3 protein-coding genes and 1 pseudogene are annotated in these 21,644 nt (G+C 39.1%); all 4 read left to right on the forward strand.

Translation table 11 applies throughout. The features are described from left to right. Positions 1-222 precede the first annotated feature (222 nt). Positions 223-12,237 (forward strand): Vomp family autotransporter, encoded by a 12,015-nt coding sequence (locus FJG96_RS03285; protein ID WP_139412710.1) that lies wholly within the window; start codon positions 223-225, stop codon positions 12,235-12,237. A gap of 419 nt (positions 12,238-12,656) precedes the next feature. Continuing rightward, on the forward strand, positions 12,657-12,989 hold the full coding sequence (locus tag FJG96_RS03290; protein ID WP_180338229.1) for a YadA-like family protein: 333 nt from the start codon (positions 12,657-12,659) through the stop codon (positions 12,987-12,989). Positions 12,990-14,294: 1,305 nt separating this feature from the next. Further along, complete coding sequence (locus tag FJG96_RS08830; protein WP_425456566.1) at positions 14,295-20,111, forward strand: hypothetical protein; 5,817 nt, start codon at positions 14,295-14,297, stop codon at positions 20,109-20,111. Then, a pseudogene (locus tag FJG96_RS03300) lies at positions 20,108-21,644 on the forward strand (hypothetical protein); the annotation flags it as partial. The gene FJG96_RS08830 and the pseudogene FJG96_RS03300, both read left to right, overlap by 4 nt.

A 21,644-nucleotide genomic window follows, 5' to 3' on the forward strand; every position in this document is an offset into this window, starting at 1 on the left:
TCTAAATGTGTCTTTTTTATGTCCTTATAAACATATTTCCAAAATTTCTTATTTAGATCTCGTTACAGAAAGCACACACAAAACACAACAAAAGACTCAAAACGTCTTTATTCAAAGAGCCGCTCTCAATTTCCAAATCTACCTGAGCGAGTGGCTAACAGAAAAATATGTCTTTTTTATGTTTTGGATGGGTTTTCAGATTTTTTCATTGGAGAGTTTGTTATGAAAAAATTATATGCCACACAAAGAGCGCGTACTTTGAAAGTTTTTCGTTTTTCTTTTGTGAAAGCGCTTTCATTAGCCACAGCGACTACATTTTTATCAAATATTTCGCCTGTATTTGCTTCGAATCTTGCAATAACAGGAGCAAAGATTTTGAGTAAAGATGATCCAGCGGTAGCTTATCCTAAAGGCAGTCATGGCAGTGTTGTTCTTTCTGGTGATGATGATTTTTGCGGTGCGGATAATGTTATTGATCGGGGAGGAACCGCTGGTCGTGGTGGGAAGAAAATAACTGCAGAAGAAGAATATCGGAGATTTCTCGAAGAAGTAAAGTTTGGAAATTTTTCTCCTTATAGTCACAGCGATAAGCAACAAGTTTGGACTGGTAATGGGCAAACCAGTGGGAATATTGGTTATATGGGAGGTTTGACTAGTGGTGATACGAATATATTGCCTGAGGCTTTTGGTGTTTATTCTTTTGCCACCGGTTGTGGATCTTCGGCACAGGGGAGTTATTCAACAGCATTTGGTGCAAATGCAACGGCCCGTACGGGAGGGTCACTAGCCTTTGGTGTTGCGTCGCTTGCCGCTGGAAAGGTGAGCATTGCTGTGGGCGTAGGATCGGAAGCAAAAGGAGATTCTTCTGTTGCTTTAGGTGGGCTGGCAAATGCAGCAGGGGAGATAAGTGTTGCTATTGGTCATAAGGCTCAATCAACAGGAAAATTCGCCATCACTATGGGTGATCAGGCGCAGGCGACAAAAGAAGATAGCTTGGCTATAGGTCGCATGGCGCATGCTTTGGGGAAAAGTAGCACCGCACTAGGTTCCGAATATAACGTAAAGAGTGAACATGGGGATAATGATTATACCACTGCTCAGGGTGATTATTCAACAGCTTTGGGTGCTGTTTCTAAAGCTTTGGGGTATGGTTCAACGGCCGTTGGTCATCGTGCCTATGCAACGCAAAAAGATGCTGTTTCTATAGGATTTTATTCAAGAGCAAATGCAGATCATGCTATTGCTTTAGGTGCTAATTCTATAGCAAATGTTGCTGCTGGTGTTGCAGGTTATGCTCCTTCTTTGAATGGGGCAGCGACAAATACTAGTTCTACATGGAAAAGCACTTACGGCGCTGTGAGTGTTGGTGATATTGCTAATAATAGAACACGACAAATTGGGGGAGTCGCAGCAGGTAGTGCAGCTACTGATGCGGTAAATGTTGCACAGTTAAAAGATTTAGAGGTCTTTGTAAGAAAACATGCTTGGCGTGTGGCTTTTGACAAAGATGATCCTATAACTTTCTCTTATGACAGTGAAATGAAATTTTCTGCTGGAAGTGATAATTTTAATGTTACAAAAGGTGATAAAGAGAATGAGGTTAAGTTTGATCTGGCGAGAGGAATTACGCTAGATAGTGTAAAAGCAGGACAGAACATTTTTGATACTACGGGCTTGAAAATTGCAGATGGTCCCCAAATCACTACTTCTGGTATTGATGCAGGCAGTGAAAAGATTATCAATGTAGCCGATGGTACAAATACGACCGATGCGGTGAATTTTGGACAATTAGACAAAGCAAAAAAAGAAGTTCAAGAACAAGTAGAAAAACAAGTTCAAGAAGTCGAAAAGCAAATTGCATCCAATAGTTTTGTAAAACAAAATTCCGAAACAAGGCACATCACCATTGGTAAGGAAACAGACGGTGATAAAATTGATATTACCAATAAAGATGGTGGTGCTCGGACTATTTCTGGTGTGAACGCTGGTACTGAAGAAACTGATGCGGTGAATTTTGGACAGCTGCAGAAAATTCAAAAAGAAGTTACTGAGCAAGTCGCTGCCAATAGCTTTGTAAAACAGGATACTGTGACACAACACATCACCATTGGTAAAGATACAGGTGGTGATAAAATTGATATTACCAATAAAGATGGTAGTGCTCGGACTATTTCTGGTGTGAACGCTGGTACTGAAGAAACTGATGCAGTCAACTTTGGACAGCTGCAGAAAATTCAAAAAGAAGTTACAGAACAAGTTGCTGCCAATAGCTTTGTAAAACAAGATGCTGAGACACAACACATCACCATTGGTAAAGATACAGGTGGTGATAAAATTGATATTACCAATAATAACAAAGAGACACGTACGCTTACGGGTATAAAGAATGGTGATATCTCAAAAGATTCAAAAGAAGCTGTCACTGGTTCACAGCTTTTTGAGACAAATCAAAATGTAAATACTGTTTCCAGTAATCTCCAAACTGCTGCCACAGATATAGCCAAGTCCTTTGGTGGTGGGGCTGGATATAAAGATGGCAAATGGACCGATCCAACTTTTACAGTGAAAACTGTTACCGATGAAGGCAAAGAAGAGAATGCAACTTATCATAATGTAGCTGAAGCTTTAACAGGGGTTGGAACGTCTATTACGAATGTTAAAAATGAGATTACCAAAGAGGTTAATAATACGATTAACACTGTTAAAGGCGATTCCTTATTGTGGAGTACAGATGATCAAGCCTTTAGTGCTCAGCATGGAGAAGGAAAAGACAGAAGAAGTAGCAAAATTAAGTTTGTTTCTGGTGGAGATTTATTGGCTAACTCAGAAGAAGCTGTCAATGGTGGTCAAATATACACATTGGGTACCAATTTTGCTAATTATCTGGGTGGTGGTGCTGACTTTGGAAATGGAAATTCAAACGGTCCAACCTTTAAAATTAAACGCGTTAAAGCTGATGGTGAAGAGGAAGAGCAAAGCTATACGAATGTAGCCGCAGCTTTTGAAGGTGTTGGTACTGCTTTCACGAATATAAAAAATGAAATGACCAACCAGATTAATAATGCGATTACCAATGTACAAGGTGATAGCCTTATTAAGAAAGACCCAAAGACAAATTACATCACGATTGGTAAAGAAGTAGCTGGTGGTGAAATCAATATTGCCAACAACGCAAACGAAGCACGAACCCTTTCCGGTGTGAAGGATGCGGTGAAAAATAATGAAGCTGTCAACAAGGGGCAGTTTGATAAAGGTATCGAAAATGTCAGTAAAGACATCACGAATAAATTCAACGAATTTACTGAAAACATAACGAATGTTACGCAACAAGTTCAAGGCGATGCCTTATTATGGAATGAGGAAGCCAATGCCTTTGTAGCAGATCATGGCAAGGATGATGCAAAGACCAATAGCAAAATTACACATCTTTTAGATGGTAATATTGCTTCTGACTCAACAGATGCCATTACAGGTAAACAGCTTTACACTTTGGGTGATAAGGTTGCTCAGTCTTTCGGTGGCGATGCTCGTTATGAGAATGGTGAATGGACATCTCCAACGTTTAAAATTAAAACTGTTAACGGAGAGGGTGAGGAAAAAGAAGAGACTTATCATAATGTATCCGAAGCTTTAACGGGAGTTGGTACGTCTATCACGAACGTTCAAAATAAAGTTACTGAACAGATTAATAATGTGGTTTCTCAAGTTGCCGCCAATAGCTTTGTACAACAAGATGATACAACAAAGCGTATAACCATTGGAGCAAAAGAAGAAGGCAGTGAAATCAATATTGCCAACAAGAATAATGAAGATCGTGCACTTTCCGGTGTGAAGGAAGCGACAAAGAATAATGAAGCTGTTAACAAAGCTCAGCTTGATACAAATATCAAGAAAGTTGAGGAGAAATTAGCAGAGGCAGTTGGTAATGTGACACAACAAGTTCAAGGCGATGCTTTATTGTGGAGCAGTACTGATAACGCATTTGTTGCCGATCATAAGAAGGATGGAGCAAAAACAAAGAGTAAGATTACCCATCTTTCGGACGGTAATATTGCTTCTGGCTCTACAGATGCAGTTACAGGTGGACAACTTTATTCGATGAACGAGCAGCTTGCGACCTATTTAGGTGGCGGTGCTGGCTATGATGAAAAAGGAAACTGGAAAGCGCCAAGCTTTAAGGTAAAAACAGTTAAGGCTGATGGTAACTCTGAGGAGAAGAACTATAGCAATGTATCAGCTGCTTTTGAAGGTGTTGGTACGTCTATCACGAATGTTCAGAATAAAATTACCAATGAAATAACCAACCAGATTAATCATCTTCAATCAGATGATTCAGCGGTTGTTCATTATGATAAACAAAAGAATGGAGCCATTGATTATGCGAGTGTAACGTTTGGTGGGAAAGATAAAACCCTCACAGCACTTCACAATATTGCTGATGGTACGATTTCTTCAGAATCTCACGATGCAATCAATGGTAAGCAGATTAATAAAATCGGCGAAGATATAGCGAAATCCTTGGGTGGAAATGCAGCTTTTAACAATGGAGCCTTTACAGGTCCAACTTATAAATTATCGTACATTGCCAAGGATGGAGTCGTAACAGAAAGTTCTCTTGATGGTGTTGGAACAGCTTTTGCAGCTCTTGATACGAATATCAAGCATGTGAATCAACGTATTAAAGAAGTCTCTGAAGGTGTTGCGCAGGATTCTTTATCGTGGAGCAAGGATGCCAATGCCTTTAGTGCGCAACATGGCGAAGAAGAAAAAACCAATAGCAAAATTAAATTCCTTGCTACCGGAGATATTACGAAAGACTCGACGGAAGCTATTAATGGTTCACAGCTTTTCGAGACAAATAATAAGGTTGCTACTTACTTAGGTGGTGGAGCTGGTTATAAAGATGGCGGTTGGATCGATCCAACTTTTACAGTTAAAACTGTAACTAATGATGGCAAGGAAGAAAATAAGGCTTATAAAAATGTAGAGGAAGCTTTTGAAGGCGTTGGTACTTCTATCACGAATGTTCAAAACAAAATTACCAACGATATAACGAATAAATTCAATGATTTTACTCAAAACATAACGAATATTACGCAACAAGTTCAAGGCGATGCCTTATTATGGAGCAAGGAAGCTAATGCTTTTGTTGCTGATCATGGCAAAGATGATGAAAAGAAAAATAGTAAGCTTACACATCTTTTAGATGGAACTATTTCAAAAGATTCAACGGATGCCATAACGGGTAAACAACTCTATTCTATGAGCAATACCTTTGCGACCTATTTTGGTGGCGGTGCTGGCTATGATGAAAAAGGAAACTTGAAAGCACCAAGCTTTAAGGTTAAAACAGTTAATGCTGATGGTGGTAAAGAAGATAAGACTTATCAGAATGTAGCAGAAGCTTTTGAAGGTGTTGGAACTTCTATTACGAATGTTCAAAACACAATCACCAATGAGATTACCAACCAGATTAATCATCTTCAGTCAGATGATTCAGCGGTTGTTCATTATGATAAACAGAAGGATGACACTATTAATTATGCAAGTGTCACTTTTGGCGGTAAAGATCAAACTCCTACAACTCTCCGCAATGTTGCTGATGGTAGTATTTCTGATAAGTCGCATGAAGCAATCACTGGCGGACAGATTTATAAAATTGGTGATGATATAGCTAAATTTTTGGGTGGGAAAGCAGCCATTAACAATGGAGCCTTTACAGGTCCTATTTATCAATTATCTGAAGTTTCTAAAGCAGGACAGGTCACAGATAAGTCTTTCAATGATGTTGGTTCAGCCTTTGCAGGTCTTGATAAGAATATTAAGAATGTAAATGATCGTATTAAGGAAGTCTCAGAGGGTGTTGCACAAGATTCTTTAAATTGGAGTAATACTGAGGGTGCTTTTGTAGCGCAGCATGGTGAAAAAGACGGCAAAAAAACGAATAGCAAGATTAAGTCTCTTGCTGCAGGAGATATTTCTACTGCTTCAACAGAAGCAGTAAATGGTTCCCAGCTTTATTCTATGAGCAATACGTTAGCGAGCTATTTAGGTGGAGGAGCAGGTTATGATGAGAAAGGCAAGTGGAGTGCTCCTGTCTTTAAGGTTAAGAAATTCGATGATAGTGGCAAAGCAACAGAGCAAGAATATAAAACTGTAGCTGACGCCTTTGAAGGTGTAAATCAATCATTCACGAATATTCATAATGAGGTGGATGAGAAAATTAACCAAGTTGTAGGGGACAGCCTTGTTAAACAAAATGAAAAGACACATGTCATATCAGTTGGTGGTGAAACGAACGGTATACAAGTAAGTTTTGCCAACAGTGATGGTATAGAGCGTGTCCTTTCTGGAGTAAAAGCAGGTGATCTTTCAGCCAAATCAAAAGAAGCGGTAAATGGTTCTCAGGTTTATGCTTTGGGTAGCAATGTTGCACAGTACTTTGGTGGTGGCGCTGAATATAAGGATGGCAACTGGACAGCTCCGAGCTTTAAAGTTAAAACAGTTAAGGATAATGGTGAATCTGAAGAACACGAGTATAAGAATGTAGCAGAAGCTTTAACTGGCGTCGGTACTTCTTTCACAAATATAAAAAATGAAATAACCAATCAGATTAATCATCTTCAGTCAGATGATTCAGCGGTTGTTCATTATGATAAAAAAGAAAAAGATGAAATTGATTATACGAGTGTAACTTTAGGTAAGGGTAAGAATTCTACAGCTGTTGGTCTTCATAATGTTGCAAATGGTCAGATTGCCAATGGTTCACATGATGCAATCACTGGAGGTCAGATCAATACCATTGGTGAGAGTATCGCTAAGTTTTTAGGAGGTGAAGCATCCTTTAAAGATGGCGGTCTTACACAGCCAACCTATAAATTATCTGATGTTTCTACAGAAGGTAAGGTAACGGATAAGACGTTTACCGATGTTGGTTCAGCGTTTACTGGTCTTGATAAGAATATCAAGAATGTAAATGATCGTATTAAGGAAGTCTCAGAGGGAGTAGCACAAGATTCTTTAAATTGGAGTAGTACTGAAGGTGCATTTGTAGCGCAGCATGGTGAAAAAGACGGCAAAAAAACGAATAGCAAGATTAAGTCTCTTGCTGCAGGAGATATTTCTACTGCTTCAACAGAAGCAGTAAATGGTTCCCAACTTTATTCATTAAATCAAACGGTTGCGCAGTACTTTGGCGGTGGTACTAAGTATGAAAATGGCAACTGGACAGCTCCGAGCTTTACGCTTAAAAGTTTCAAAGATGGTAAGGAAAATGGAACAAAGACTTATCATAATGTAGCGGATGCATTTTCCGATATTGATTCTAATTTTACAAATGTCGTTAATAACTTTACTGAGCAAGTTACGAATATTACTCAAGAAGTTCAAGGTGATGCGCTGTTGTGGGATAAGGAAAGTAAAGCCTTTATCGCCCAACATGGAGAAAAAGAAGGTAAAAAAGAAAATAGTAAGATCACCTTTCTGGCGAATGGAGACATTACTGCGGATTCCACGGATGCGGTAAATGGTTCTCAGGTTTATGCTTTGGGTCGCAATGTTGCACAGTACTTTGGTGGTGGCGCTGAGTATAAGGAAGGCAACTGGAAAGCACCAAGCTTTAAAGTTAAAACAGTTAAGGATAATGGTGAATCTGAAGAGCAAGAGTATAAGAATGTAGCAGAAGCTTTGACAGGAGTTGGCACTTCTTTCACGAATATTAAGAATGAGATCACCAATCAGATTAATCATCTTCAGTCAGATGATTCAGCGGTTGTTCATTATGATAAAAAAGAAAAAGATGAAATTGATTATACGAGTGTAACTTTCGGTAAAGGTAAGAATTCTACAGCTGTTGGTCTTCATAATGTTGCAGATGGTCAGATTGCTGACAAATCACATGATGCGGTTACCGGAGGTCAGATTAACACGATCTCTCAAGATGTTGCAAAGTTCTTAGGTGGAGATACAAGTTTTGAGAAAGGTGTCTTTACAGGACCAAGCTATAAATTATCGAGTGTTGATAGACATGGTCAGGTAAAATCGACAGAGTTTAAAGATGTAGGTTCAGCCTTTTCAGGTCTTGATACGAATATCAAGAATGTGAATGATCGAATTAAGGAAGTCTCAGAGGGAGTTGCTCAAGATTCTTTATCATGGAGCCAAGATGACAATGCCTTTAGTGCGCAACATGGAGAAGGCAAAGACAGAACAGCCAGCAAGATTACCCACATTTTGGATGGTAATGTTACTAAGGGCTCTACGGATGCAGTTAATGGTTCCCAACTTTATTCAATGAACAATACATTGGCGAGCTATTTGGGTGGTGGAGCTGAATACAAAGAAGGCAACTGGGTAGCTCCAAGCTTCAAAGTTAATACAGTTAATACTGCTGGTGATAAGGTTGAAGAGAAGAGCTATGATAATGTTGCAGCAGCTTTTGAAGGAGTAGGAAGTTCTTTCACGAATCTTCATAATGAAGTGACGAATGCCGTTACGAATATTAACAATCATATTAACAATGTTGTGAGTGATAGTCTTGTTAAGCAGGATACTGAGAGCAAGGTGATCAAGATCGGTGCGGAAAGAGGTGGTACCAGCATTAACATTGCCAACAGTGGTGATGCCGCTCGGACCCTCACAGGCGTAAAAGCCGGATCGCTTACAGAAGCATCGACCGATGCTGTGAATGGCTCTCAGCTTTATTCGATGAATAATACGTTAGCGAGCTATTTAGGTGGCGGTGCTGAATATAAAGAAGGCAACTGGGTAGCTCCAAGCTTCAAGGTTCATACAGTAAGTTCTGATGGTAGCAAGGTTGAAGAGCATAGCTATAAGACAGTAGCGGAAGCGTTTGCTGGAGTTGGAAGTTCTTTCACGAATATTCATAAAGAGCTTAAGAATGAGATTAACCAAGTTGTTGGAGACAGTCTTGTTAAGCAAGATGAGAAGACCCATGTTATTGCGGTTGGAGGTGAAAAGAGCGGAACTGAAGTTACGTTTGCGAATACCGATGGAGCGTCACGGAGCCTCACAGGTGTAAAAGCCGGAGTGCTCACCGAAACATCGACAGACGCAGTAAATGGTAGTCAGCTTTTTGCGACCAATCAGAACGTTACGACAGTAAGGAATGATCTTAAAACAGTTTCTGAGAATACTTCGAAGTACTTAGGAGGTGGAGCCGATGTATTGAAAGGTGTTGCACCGACTTATACGGTTCAGGATAAGAGTTATCAGAGTGTAGCGGAAGCATTTGGTGGTGTTGATCGTTCATTCACACAGCTTCATGAAGAGATTTCAAAGAATACGAATGAGGTTAGTGAAAATATTAAGCAGAATGCGTTGTTATGGAGTGAATCTGACAAAGCCTTTAGTGCTCAGCATGGAGAAGGCAAAGACAGAACCTCTAGCAAGATCACTTCACTTGCGAATGGTAGTGTTACTGAAGATTCCACGGATGCGATCAATGGTTCTCAACTTTATTCGATGAACAATACGCTTGCGACCTATTTTGGTGGTGGTGCTAAGTTTGAGAATGGTCAGTGGATTGCTCCAAGCTTTAAGGTTAACACTGTCAGCGAGGATGGTAGCAAGGTTGAAGAGAAGAGCTATGATGATGTAGCAAAAGCCTTTGCGAGTGTTGGTACATCTTTCAGCAATCTTCATAATGAAATGACGAATGCTGTTACGAATATTAACAATCAGATTAGCCAAGTTGTCAGTGATAGTCTTGTTAAGCAGGATGCTACAACGAGCCTCATCAACATTGGTAAAGAAGTAGCCGGCACTGAAATCAATATTGCCAACAAGGATAGTAAGGATCGTACACTTTCTGGTGTTAAGGCAGCCGTAAATGATAATGAAGCGGTTAATAAAGCTCAGCTTGATCAAAGTTTGGATCAGCTTTCTAACAGTCTTCAGTCAGATGATTCAGCGGTTGTTCTTTACGATAAGAAGGAAAATGGTGAGACTGATTATACAAATGTAACGCTTGGAAAAGGCTCAAATGCAGCCCCTGTTGCATTGCATAATGTTGCAGATGGTCAGATTGCAAAGAATTCGCATGATGCGGTTACGGGAGGTCAGATTAATACCCTCTCTCAAGATGTTGCAAAGTTCTTAGGTGGAGAAACATCCTTTAAAGATGGTACCTTTACAGGACCAACCTATAAGTTATCTCAGGTTGATGAAAAGGGAGAAGCGAAGCAGGCAGAGTTTAAAGATGTAGGTTCTGCGTTTACTGGTCTTGATACGAATATCAAGAATGTGAACAATCATCTCACGAATGTTGTTCAAGACTTTACTCAACAAATCACGGATATTACTCAAGAGGTTAAAGGTGATGCGTTGTTGTGGAGTGAAGATAAAGAGGCATTTGTAGCGACCCATGGCATTGATGCTGAGAAGAAGAATAGTAAGATCACATCTCTTGCGAATGGAGATATTACTGCAAACTCCACGGATGCGATCAATGGTTCTCAACTTTATTCGATGAACAATACGCTTGCGACCTATTTTGGTGGTGGTGCTAAGTTTGAGAATGGTCAGTGGATTGCTCCAAGCTTTAAGGTTAACACTGTCAGCGAGGATGGTAGCAAGGTTGAAGAGAAGAGCTATGATGATGTAGCAAAAGCCTTTGCGAGTGTTGGTACATCTTTCAGCAATCTTCATAATGAAATGACGAATGCTGTTACGAATATTAACAATCAGATTAGCCAAGTTGTCAGTGATAGTCTTGTTAAGCAGGATGAAGAGAGTAAGGTTATTAAGATCGGTGCAGAAAAAGAGGGAACAGAAATCACCATAGCCAATAGTGATGGTGCAGTACGTAGTCTTTCTGGTGTAAAAGCAGGGACCCTTTCAGCAGATTCAACAGAAGCTGTAAATGGTTCTCAGCTATATTCGATGAACAATACACTTGCGAGCTATTTTGGTGGTGGTGCTAAGTTTGAGAATGGTCAGTGGATTGCTCCAAGCTTTAAGATATTGAGCTTTAACGATGATGGAAGTTCTGAAGAAACGAGTTATAATAATGTTTCTGCAGCTTTTGCGGGTGTGAATCAATCATTCACGAAGCTTCATCATGAGCTTTCAGAGACTGTTGAGCAGAATGCGTTGTTATGGAGTGATGCGGATGAATCCTTTGTTGCCCTTCATGGCAAAGGTTCAGAGAAGCACAATAGCAAGCTGAGCCATCTTGTTGATGGAGATATTTCTGCGGGTTCGACAGAAGCGATTACGGGTAACCAATTGTATCAGTTGAATCAGACGTTAGCGGCTTATTTAGGAGGAGGCGCGAGCTATCAGGGAGGACAATGGACAGCACCTCAATTCCAAATAACGCAGTTCAAGAGTGATGGCAGTTCTTCAGAGAGTAAGAGCTATGATAATGTAGCTGGTGCATTTGAAGGGGTTAATGGAAGTTTGTCAGGTATTAACGATCGGATTAATAATGTAGCGCAGAATGTTAGCTCGAACAGTTTGAACTGGAATGATGATTTAGGAGGCTATGATGGTCGTCATGATGGTAAGGACAGTAAGATTACGCATGTAGAGGATGGAGATGTATCGAAAGGTTCGAAGGAAGTTGTGAATGGGGGTCAGCTTTGGAAGACGGAGCAGAAAGTATCAGCGGTTGAGAAGCGTGTAGATGGTATTGACAAGCAGGTACAAGATATTGCGCTAGCAACGGATGGCTCAGTTAAGTATGATAAGGACGAGGCTGGTAATAAGACGAACAAAATCACATTAGTTGGAGGCAATGAAAGTGATCCTGTATTGATAGATAATGTAGCGGAAGGTCGGATTGAGAGTGGTTCGAAGGAAGCGATCAATGGCGGTCAATTGCATGATTACACGGAACAGCAGATGAAGCTAGTTCTTGAAGATGCGAAGAAGTATACGGATGAACATGTTACTGATATAGTCAACAATGGTGTTAGTGAGTCCAAAGCTTATACAGATATGAAGTTTGAGACGTTAAATTATGCCGTTGAGGATGTCCGCAAGGAAGCAAGACAATCGGCAGCTATTGGTTTGGCGGTATCTAATTTGAGTTATGATGATACGCCAGGAAAATTAAGCTTTTCATTTGGTACGGGTGTATGGCGCAGCCAATCTGCCTTTGCCATCGGTGCTGGTTATATGTCTGAAAATGGAAAAATTCGTTCTAATGTGTCAGCAACGAGTGCTGGGGGTCATTGGGGTGTAGGTGCTGGATTTAGGATCACATTGAACTAACAGTAAAAAACTCAAAAATAAATTTCCCTTCTTTTAAAACTAAGATGAAGGGAAATTTCTTTAAATACTTACGAATACCGATAGAGAATAAAGGAGTATTATCAACAGATATGCTTATTTTACTTTTTCACTGGTAAGTGCGTTGTGAAAAAATCAATTATCATATTAAAGTGGAGCGATTTGAGTATGCTGTATTTTCTCTGACTTTTATTGTTGTATAAAGAGTATTCCTTGGAACTTTAAAGGTTGTCTTTTTGTCAAATATTTTCTTTATAACAAAGAAAGAAATAAAATAGTGCCCTTAATCATAAGGGTATAATTTTTGCTGATAAAAATATGCAATACGTTATTTATAATGTTGCTAATGGTTAAATTACAGGGGGCAAGTATTATCAGTTGCTATTTTCACTCGAGATCCTTTGTATGATTATACGGATGAATGCTTTAACGATATTGTCAATAATACGGTCAATAATATTATTAATGAGGTAAAATCTTATACCGATGTAAAGTTTGAAGCGTTAAGGTATGAAATTAAGGAAGTTCGCAAAGAATCTAGGCGGACAGCAGCGATAGGTTTAACGGCATCGAATTTGAGTTATGAAGATACGCTAGGTTCTTTAAGTTTATCGATAGGAACGGGGACATGGCGCAATCAATCAGCTTTTACTGTTGGAGCAGGTTATATGTCTGAAAATGGCAGAATGCACTCTAATATATCCGTAATGAGTTCTAGTAGGCATAGGGTATAGGAGAAGATTTAAGAGTGAAACTGAATTGATAATGATAAGTTAAGATTTCTGATGCGTTCTAAATTTACACTTATGCAAAATAAGGAATATTTTAGCTTTAGAATGAGCTTTATAGAGCAACATACTTATGAATTCTCATTATTTTTCTAAAATTTTTTACTTAAATTGTTGAAAAAAGATCACATATTTCTGTAAAAAATATTTAAATAGATAAAAATTGTTATTTTTTTGTTGCTATTTTATTACAGAAAGAATATGACTCATAAGGTATATTAGTAAGACTCATTTTGATTAAAACAATTCAAAAGGGGGGAAGTAATGCGTAAAGATCAGAAATATATAAAAAAACAATATTTATATTACTGCATTATGCTGAATAAAAGAGCATACTAGCTAAAAGATTCCCATCTTTTTACATAATCTAGGATTCTCTTAAGTATTGCGGCTCTTTATTTATAAATCACAAAAAAAACACTTCTAAATATGAAGAAATTTACAGAAAACAGCATCCTTTGTGGTCTTATCACGTGATTAATCATCTAAAAAATAAAACGCCTGTAATATTTAAATTTCTTAAAGATTTCTTTTAAAAGCCTAGGTGATAAACCACAGGTCCAATTCCATTAGAATCTAAATGTGCCTTTTTATGTTTTTATAAACATATTTCCCAAACTTCTCATTTAGACTTCATTACAGAAAGCACACACAAAACACTCAAAACGTCTTTATTCAAAGAGGCACTCTCAACTTCCAATTATACCCAACCGAGTGGCTAACAGAAAAATATGTCTTTTTTATGTTTTGGATGTGTTTTCAGATTTTTTCATTGGAGAGTTTGTTATGAAAAAATTATATGCCACACAAAGAGCGAGTCATTTAAAAGTTTCTCGTTTTTCTTTTGTTAAAGCGCTTTCATTAGCCGCAGCGGCTACATTTTTATCAAATAGTTCGCCTGTTTATGCGAAAAGTTTTGATATAATAGAACAAGTCCTCCAAAGTATAGAGAAAGCAACAGCAGTTTATTCTCAAGGTAAGGATAAAACGATTGTTTCTGCTTATGATAGTCGTAGCAATTCTCATGGTTCTCATTTATCCAAGGCAAATAATCTCACGGCGCTGAATACAGTAAAAGCAGAAAAAGTGAATGTTTCGGTAGCAGAGAGTACAAATCTAACGGAAAAAACATTAGATTCCGAGAAGCAATATAAGAAATCTCTTATCAGTTCACAGCCTTTTGTAGATAATAATAAAGATACAGAGGTCATTGATGTATCTGATTTTTCGCGAAATAATTTAATCACGAGAATGCCGCGTAATGCGGGATTGCCACGCAACACAGATGGAACGAGTGTTGTGGTTGGTAATGGGACAATCCCCCAAATAAGCGGTACACAAACTGATGTTGTTGCTGTTGGTCACGATGTAAAAGTAAAAGCTGTAGATTCAGTTGCAGTTGGTTATGGTTCGGAGACAGAAAAAGAATTTTCTGTTGCTGTCGGCCATTTGGCTCATAGTGTAGGTAAAGGCAGCATTGCAATAGGTAGCGAAGGTAGGAAAGGTGATAATCCACTTCCTCCGGGCGCGCGTACAATAGCAGGTGGCGAAGAATCTATTGCTATTGGACGTCGTGCTAAGACGAATAATATGGCATCTATAGCTGTAGGTTCTAATACACAAGTGAATGGAAATTACGCTATAGCTTTTGGTCCTCAGGCACAGGTGGCAAGAGAAGACGGCATAGCCATAGGCCATATGGCACATGCTTTGGGGAAAAGCAGTACTGCAATCGGTTCCGAATATAATGCAAGTGGCAAGGAAGATTATACAACCGCCAAGGGTGATTATTCAACAGCTGTAGGTGCTATTTCTAAAGCTTTGGGGTATGGTTCAACGGCAGTTGGTCATCGTGCCTATGCAACAGAAAAAGACGCAGTTTCTATAGGGTTTTATTCGAGAGCAAATACAGATCATGCTATTGCTTTAGGTGCTGATTCTATAGCAAACGTTGCTGCTGGTGTTGCGGGTTATGCTCCTTCTTTGAAAGGGCAAGCAACAAGTACTCATTTTACATGGAAAAGTACTTATGGTGCCGTGAGTGTTGGTGATCTTGCTAACAGTAAAACACGACAAATTGGAGGAGTCGCGGCGGGTAGTGCGAATACTGATGCAGTGAATGTTGCGCAGCTAAAGTCATTACAAACCTATGTAGACAAAGGTTGGAAACTATCTGTTGACGGTAAAAATGCTAAGGTTGTGGGCATAGATGATACGGTAGATTTTGCAGCTGGAAGTAAAAATTTTGAAATTACCAAAGGTGAGGGCGACAATAAGGTAAAATTTGATCTCGCGAAGGATATTGCACTTAATAAGATAACACTAGGATCTAATACTCTAGATGCAACAGGTTTCAAAATTGCGAATGGTCCGCAAATAACGACTGATGGTATTAATGCCGGAGAAAAAATAATCACAGCTGTTGCAGATGGAAAAATTTCTCCAAGTTCAAAAGATGCAATCAATGGCTACCAGCTTTACACTCTTGCTAATTCGATTGCTGCTACTCTTGGTAGTGATAATGTACAGATCAATGAAAATGGGATTGCTGTAAGCAGCGGTTACTATTCTAATGTTGTTGACGCTGATGGAAATATAACCAAAGTTGGCTATCAAACTGTTTCGTCTGCACTTGAGGGGATTGGTCAAAGCTTTGAAAATGTTCTCAACCATTTTGATAAAAAAGTAGCAGATGTCGTCAAAACGGCTCAGGACGATTCCTTGTTATGGAGTGATGATGCCGAAGCTTTTGTAGCTAAGCATAAAAAGGCAGGAGATGAAGAAGGTAAAGCAAAAACTGCAAGCAAGATCACCTTTCTCTCACAAGGTGATATTAACGCTACCTCTACCGATGCAATCAATGGCTCTCAGCTTTATAATTTAGGTGACAATGTCGCCAAGTCTTTCGGTGGCGGTGCTCGTTATGAGAATGGCAAATGGAGTGCGCCAACTTTTACAGTGAAAACTGTTAACGGAGAGGGTGAGGAAGAAGAGAAGACTTATAAGAATGTCGCAGCTGCTTTTGAAGGTGTTGGTACTTCTTTTACAAACGTTCAGAATAAATTTACCAAGGAGATTACCAATCAGATTAATAATGCGATTACCAATGTACAAGGTGATAGCCTTATTAAGAAAGATAAAGAAACAAATCTCATCACGATTGGTAAAGAAGTATCAGGCAGTGAAATCAATATTACCAATAGAGAGAACGAGGCCCGAATCCTTTCTGGTGTAAAAGCTGGTACTAAAAGCACCGACGCTGTAAATTTTGCACAGCTAAAAGAATTGGCCGAAGGATGGAAAATTAACACGACTGGCGGCGATTTCAAAGATGCTATAGCTGATGGGTTGGCTTCACTTGCTATAGGCTCTGGGGCATCTACATCTGCATCTGCTCCTAACACTGTAGCTTTGGGGGCGAAGTCGCAAGCAAAAGTGAATGAAGGAGTTGCTCTAGGAGCGTATTCTATAGCGGATATTGAAGGTGCTAAAGGTGGTTATGACCCTTTTTCAGATGATACAACAGATAAAATAACTTATGAATGGAGAAGTACATTAGGTGCCGTTAGTTTTGGTGATAATACTAATAAGTTTTCTCGGCAGATTACGGGGGTAGCAGCTGGTCTTCAAGATACCGATGCGGTGAATGTTGCACAGTTGAAGTACTTGAGAAAATATGTGGATCAAGGCTGGAAATTATCTGTTGACGGTAAAAATGCTAAAGCTGTAGGGATAAAGGATACGGTAGATTTTGCAGCTGGAAGTAAAAATTTTGAAATTACCAAAGGTGAGGGTGACAATAAGGTAAAATTTGATCTCGCAAAGGACATTACGCTGGGTAGCGTAACGACTGGTACGAATACTTTAGATACAACGGGCTTGAAAATTGCGAATGGTCCTCAAATAACGACTGATGGTATTCATGCTGGTGGTAAAAAGATAACAGGAATATTAGAGGCTACTAACGAGACCGATGCAGTAAATTTTGGACAATTAAATAAAACCAAGCAAGAAGTCCAAGAACAAATACAAAAACAGGTTCAAGAAGTCGAAAAGCAAGTGGCGGCCAATAGTTTTGTGAAACAAGATCCTGTAACGAAACATATTACCATTGGTAAAGAAGTAGGAGGCGATGAAATTAATATTGCCAACAACATGGATGAGGCACGTACCCTTTCAGGTGTTAAGGCAGCAGTCAATGATAATGAAGCAGTTAATAAAAAACAACTCGAAGACAGTTTGAAAGGTCTTTCTAAGGATCTTCAGTCAGATGATTCTGCAGTTGTGCATTATGATAAACAAGAAGATGGCACCATTAATTATGCGAGTGTAACTTTTGGTGGTAAAGAGAAGACCCTCACAGCGCTTCACAATATTGCTGATGGTGCGATTTCTTCAGAATCCCATGATGCAATCAATGGTGGTCAGATTAACAAAATCGGTGAGGATATTGCTAAGTTCTTGGGTGGAGAAGCATCCTTTAAAGATGGAGCTTTTACAGAGCCAACCTATAAATTATCTTACGTTGCTACAGATGGAAAAGTAACCAAGAGCTCTTATCAAGGTGTTGGAACGGCTTTTGCAGGACTTGATACAAATATCAAGAATGTGAATCAACGTATTAAAGAAGTATCAGAAGGCGTTGCACAGGATTCTTTATCATGGAGTGACACGGATAAAGCCTTTAGTGCTCTTCATGGAGCAGATCAGGAAAGAGGGTCTAGTAAAATTACCCACATTTTAGATGGAAATATTGCTTTTGGTTCTACGGATGCGGTTACAGGTGGACAACTCTATTCGATGAACGAGAAGTTTGCGACCTATTTTGGTGGTGGCGCCGGCTATGATACAGAAGGCAACTGGAAAGCGCCTACCTTTAAAGTCAAAACAGTTAAAAAGGATAGTAATGAAGTTGAAGAAATTGCCTATGATAATGTAGCGGATGCATTTGCAGGTATTAGCACTTCTATTACAGATGTTCATAATGAGGTGAATAACCAAATCACCAATATTGTTAGTGATAGTCTTGTCAAGCAGGATGAGACAGGTCTTATCAAGATAGGTGCAGAAAAAGAGGGTGGTGCAATCAATATTGCCAACAAAGATAAAGCAGATCGCACTCTTTCAGGTGTTAAGGAAGCAGTGAATGGTAATGAAGCTGTCAACAAAGCGCAATTGGATACAAATATCAAGAAAGTTGAAGATCAACTAAAGAATGCGGTTAACGAGTTTACTGAAAACATAACAAATGTTACACAACACGTTCAAGGTGATGCTTTACTGTGGAGCAAGACTGACAAAGCCTTTAGTGCTCAGCATAGCGAAGGTGATGAAAAGGTAGATAGCAAGATTACGCACCTTAAGGCTGGAGACGTTACTGCGGATTCAACGGATGCAATCAATGGTGCTCAACTTTTTGCAACCAATAAAAATGTTACAGCAGTAAAAAATGATTTAAATACAGTTTCTAATAATACATCCCAGTACTTAGGTGGTAATGCTGATGTTTTAAGTGGTATCGCACCAACTTTTTCGGTCCAGAATAAGGACTATCATAGTGTTGGTGAAGCATTTGAAGGTGTTGATAGTTCTTTTACAAAACTTCATGAAGAGATTAATAAAAATAACAATGAAGTTACACAACATATTGAGAAAGATGCTTTGTTATGGAACGATGATGCGCAAGCGTTTGTAGCGCGTCATGAAAAAAGCAAAGAAGAAAAAGGCAAAGAAATCCTAGAAAACAGTAAAATTACGTTTCTTTTAGATGGAACTATTTCAAAAGATTCAACGGATGCCATAACGGGCAAACAACTCTATTCGATGAACGAGAAGTTTGCGACCTATTTTGGTGGTGGCGCCGGCTATGATACGCAAGGCAACTGGAAAGCGCCTACCTTTAAAGTCAAAACAGTTAAAAAGGATAGTAATGAAGTTGAAGAAATTGCCTATAATAATGTAGCGGATGCATTTGCAGGCATTAGCACTTCTATTACAGATGTTCATAATGAGGTGAATAACCAAATCACCAATATTATTAGTGATAGTCTTGTCAAGCAGGATGAGACAGGTCTTATCAAGATAGGTGCAGAAAAAGAGGGCGGTGCAATCAATATTGCCAACAAAGATAAAGCAGATCGCACTCTTTCAGGTGTTAAGGCAGCAGTCAATGATAATGAAGCTGTTAACAAAGCTCAGCTTGATACAAACATCAATGAAGTAAATAATAATCTAACGAATAAGTTTAACGAACTGACTGAAAACATAACAAATGTTACACAACACGTTCAAGGAGATGCTTTATTGTGGAGCAAGACTGACAAAGCCTTTAGTGCTCAGCATGGCGAAGGTGATGAAAAGGCAGATCGCAAAATTACGCACCTTAAGGCCGGAGACATTACTGTGGATTCCACGGATGCGATCAATGGTTCTCAGCTTTATTCCTTACAGGATCAGTTTGCAAAATATTTAGGCGGTGGAGCAGGCTATGATGATAAAGGCAAATGGAGTGCTCCTGTCTTTAAGGTTAAGAAGTTCGATGATAGTGGCAAAGCAACAGAGCAAGAATATAAAACTGTAGCTGACGCCTTTGAAGGTGTGAATCAATCATTCACGAATATTCATAATGAGGTGGATGAGAAAATTAACCAAGTTGTAGGGGACAGCCTTGTTAAGCAAAATGAAAAGACGCATGTCATATCGGTTGGTGGTGAAACGAATGGTACTCAAGTAAGTTTTGCCAATACTGATGGTACAGAACGGGTTCTTTCTGGAGTTAAAGAAGGAAATCTTTCATCCAAATCGACAGAAGCGGTAAATGGTTCCCAGCTTTATTCTATGAGCAATACGTTAGCGAGCTATTTAGGTGGAGGAGCAGGTTATGATGAGAAAGGCAAGTGGAGTGCTCCTGTCTTTAAGGTTAAGAAATTCGATGATAGTGGCAAAGCAACAGAGCAAGAATATAAAACTGTAGCTGACGCCTTTGAAGGTGTAAATCAATCATTCACGAATATTCATAATGAGGTGGATGAGAAAATNTTATTTCAAAAGATTCAACGGATGCCATAACGGGTAAACAACTCTATTCGATGAACGAGAAGTTTGCGACCTATTTAGGTGGCGGTGCTGGCTATGATGAAAAAGGAAACTGGAAAGCGCCAAGCTTTAAGGTAAAAACAGTTAAGGCTGATGGTAACTCTGAGGAGAAGAACTATAGCAATGTATCAGCTGCTTTTGAAGGTGTTGGTACGTCTATCACGAATGTTCAGAATAAAATTACCAATGAAATAACCAACCAGATTAATCATCTTCAATCAGATGATTCAGCGGTTGTTCATTATGATAAACAAAAGAATGGAGCCATTGATTATGCGAGTGTAACGTTTGGTGGGAAAGATAAAACCCTCACAGCACTTCACAATATTGCTGATGGTACGATTTCTTCAGAATCTCATGATGCAATCAATGGTAAGCAGATTAATAAAATCGGCGAAGATATAGCGAAATCCTTGGGTGGAAATGCAGCTTTTAACAATGGAGCCTTTACAGGTCCAACTTATAAATTATCGTACATTGCCAAGGATGGAGTCGTAACAGAAAGTTCTCTTGATGGTGTTGGAACAGCTTTTGCAGCTCTTGATACGAATATCAAGCATGTGAATCAACGTATTAAAGAAGTCTCTGAAGGTGTTGCGCAGGATTCTTTATCGTGGAGCAAGGATGCCAATGCCTTTAGTGCGCAACATGGTGAAGAAGAAAAAACCAATAGCAAAATTAAATTCCTTGCTACCGGAGATATTACGAAAGACTCGACGGAAGCTATTAATGGTTCACAGCTTTTCGAGACAAATAATAAGGTTGCTACTTACTTAGGTGGTGGAGCTGAGTATAAGGATGGAAACTGGACAGCTCCAAGCTTTAAGCTGAAAACTTTCAGTGAAGATGGTAAGAAAGTTGAAAACAAGACATATAATGATGTTGGTTCAGCCTTTGCAGGGATTGATGCAAATTTCACAAATGTAAACAATCATCTGACGAACATTGTTGAAGACTTTAATAAAAAAGTAGACAACATTAACAAAGAAGTTAAAGGCGATGCTTTGCTATGGAGCAATGAAGACAATGCTTTTGTCGCTCAGCATGAAAAAGAAGGTCAAAAAACGAATAGTAAAGTTAAATTTCTTGCTGCTGGAGAAATTTCTGCAGCTTCAACAGAAGCTATTAATGGTTCACAGCTTTTCGAAACAAATAATAAGGTTGCTGCTTACTTAGGCGGTGGAGCTGGTTATAAAGATGGCGGTTGGATCGATCCAACTTTTACAGTTAAAACTGTAACTGATGATGGCAAGGAAGAAAATAAGGCTTATAAAAATGTAGAGGAAGCTTTTGAAGGCGTTGGTACTTCTATCACGAATGTTCAAAACAAAATTACCAACGATATAACGAATAAATTCAATGATTTTACTCAAAACATAACGAATATTACGCAACAAGTTCAAGGCGATGCCTTATTATGGAGCAAGGAAGCTAATGCTTTTGTTGCTGATCATGGCAAAGATGATGAAAAGAAAAATAGTAAGCTTACACATCTTTTAGATGGAA

This window comes from Bartonella mastomydis, assembly GCF_900185775.1.
Taxonomy (GTDB): domain Bacteria; phylum Pseudomonadota; class Alphaproteobacteria; order Rhizobiales; family Rhizobiaceae; genus Bartonella; species Bartonella elizabethae.

Bases quoted from the DNA above. Each gene is read 5' to 3' on its own strand.
- FJG96_RS03285 (WP_139412710.1), top strand. From the start codon at position 223: ATGAAAAAATTATATGCCACACAAAGAGCGCGTACTTTGAAAGTTTTT.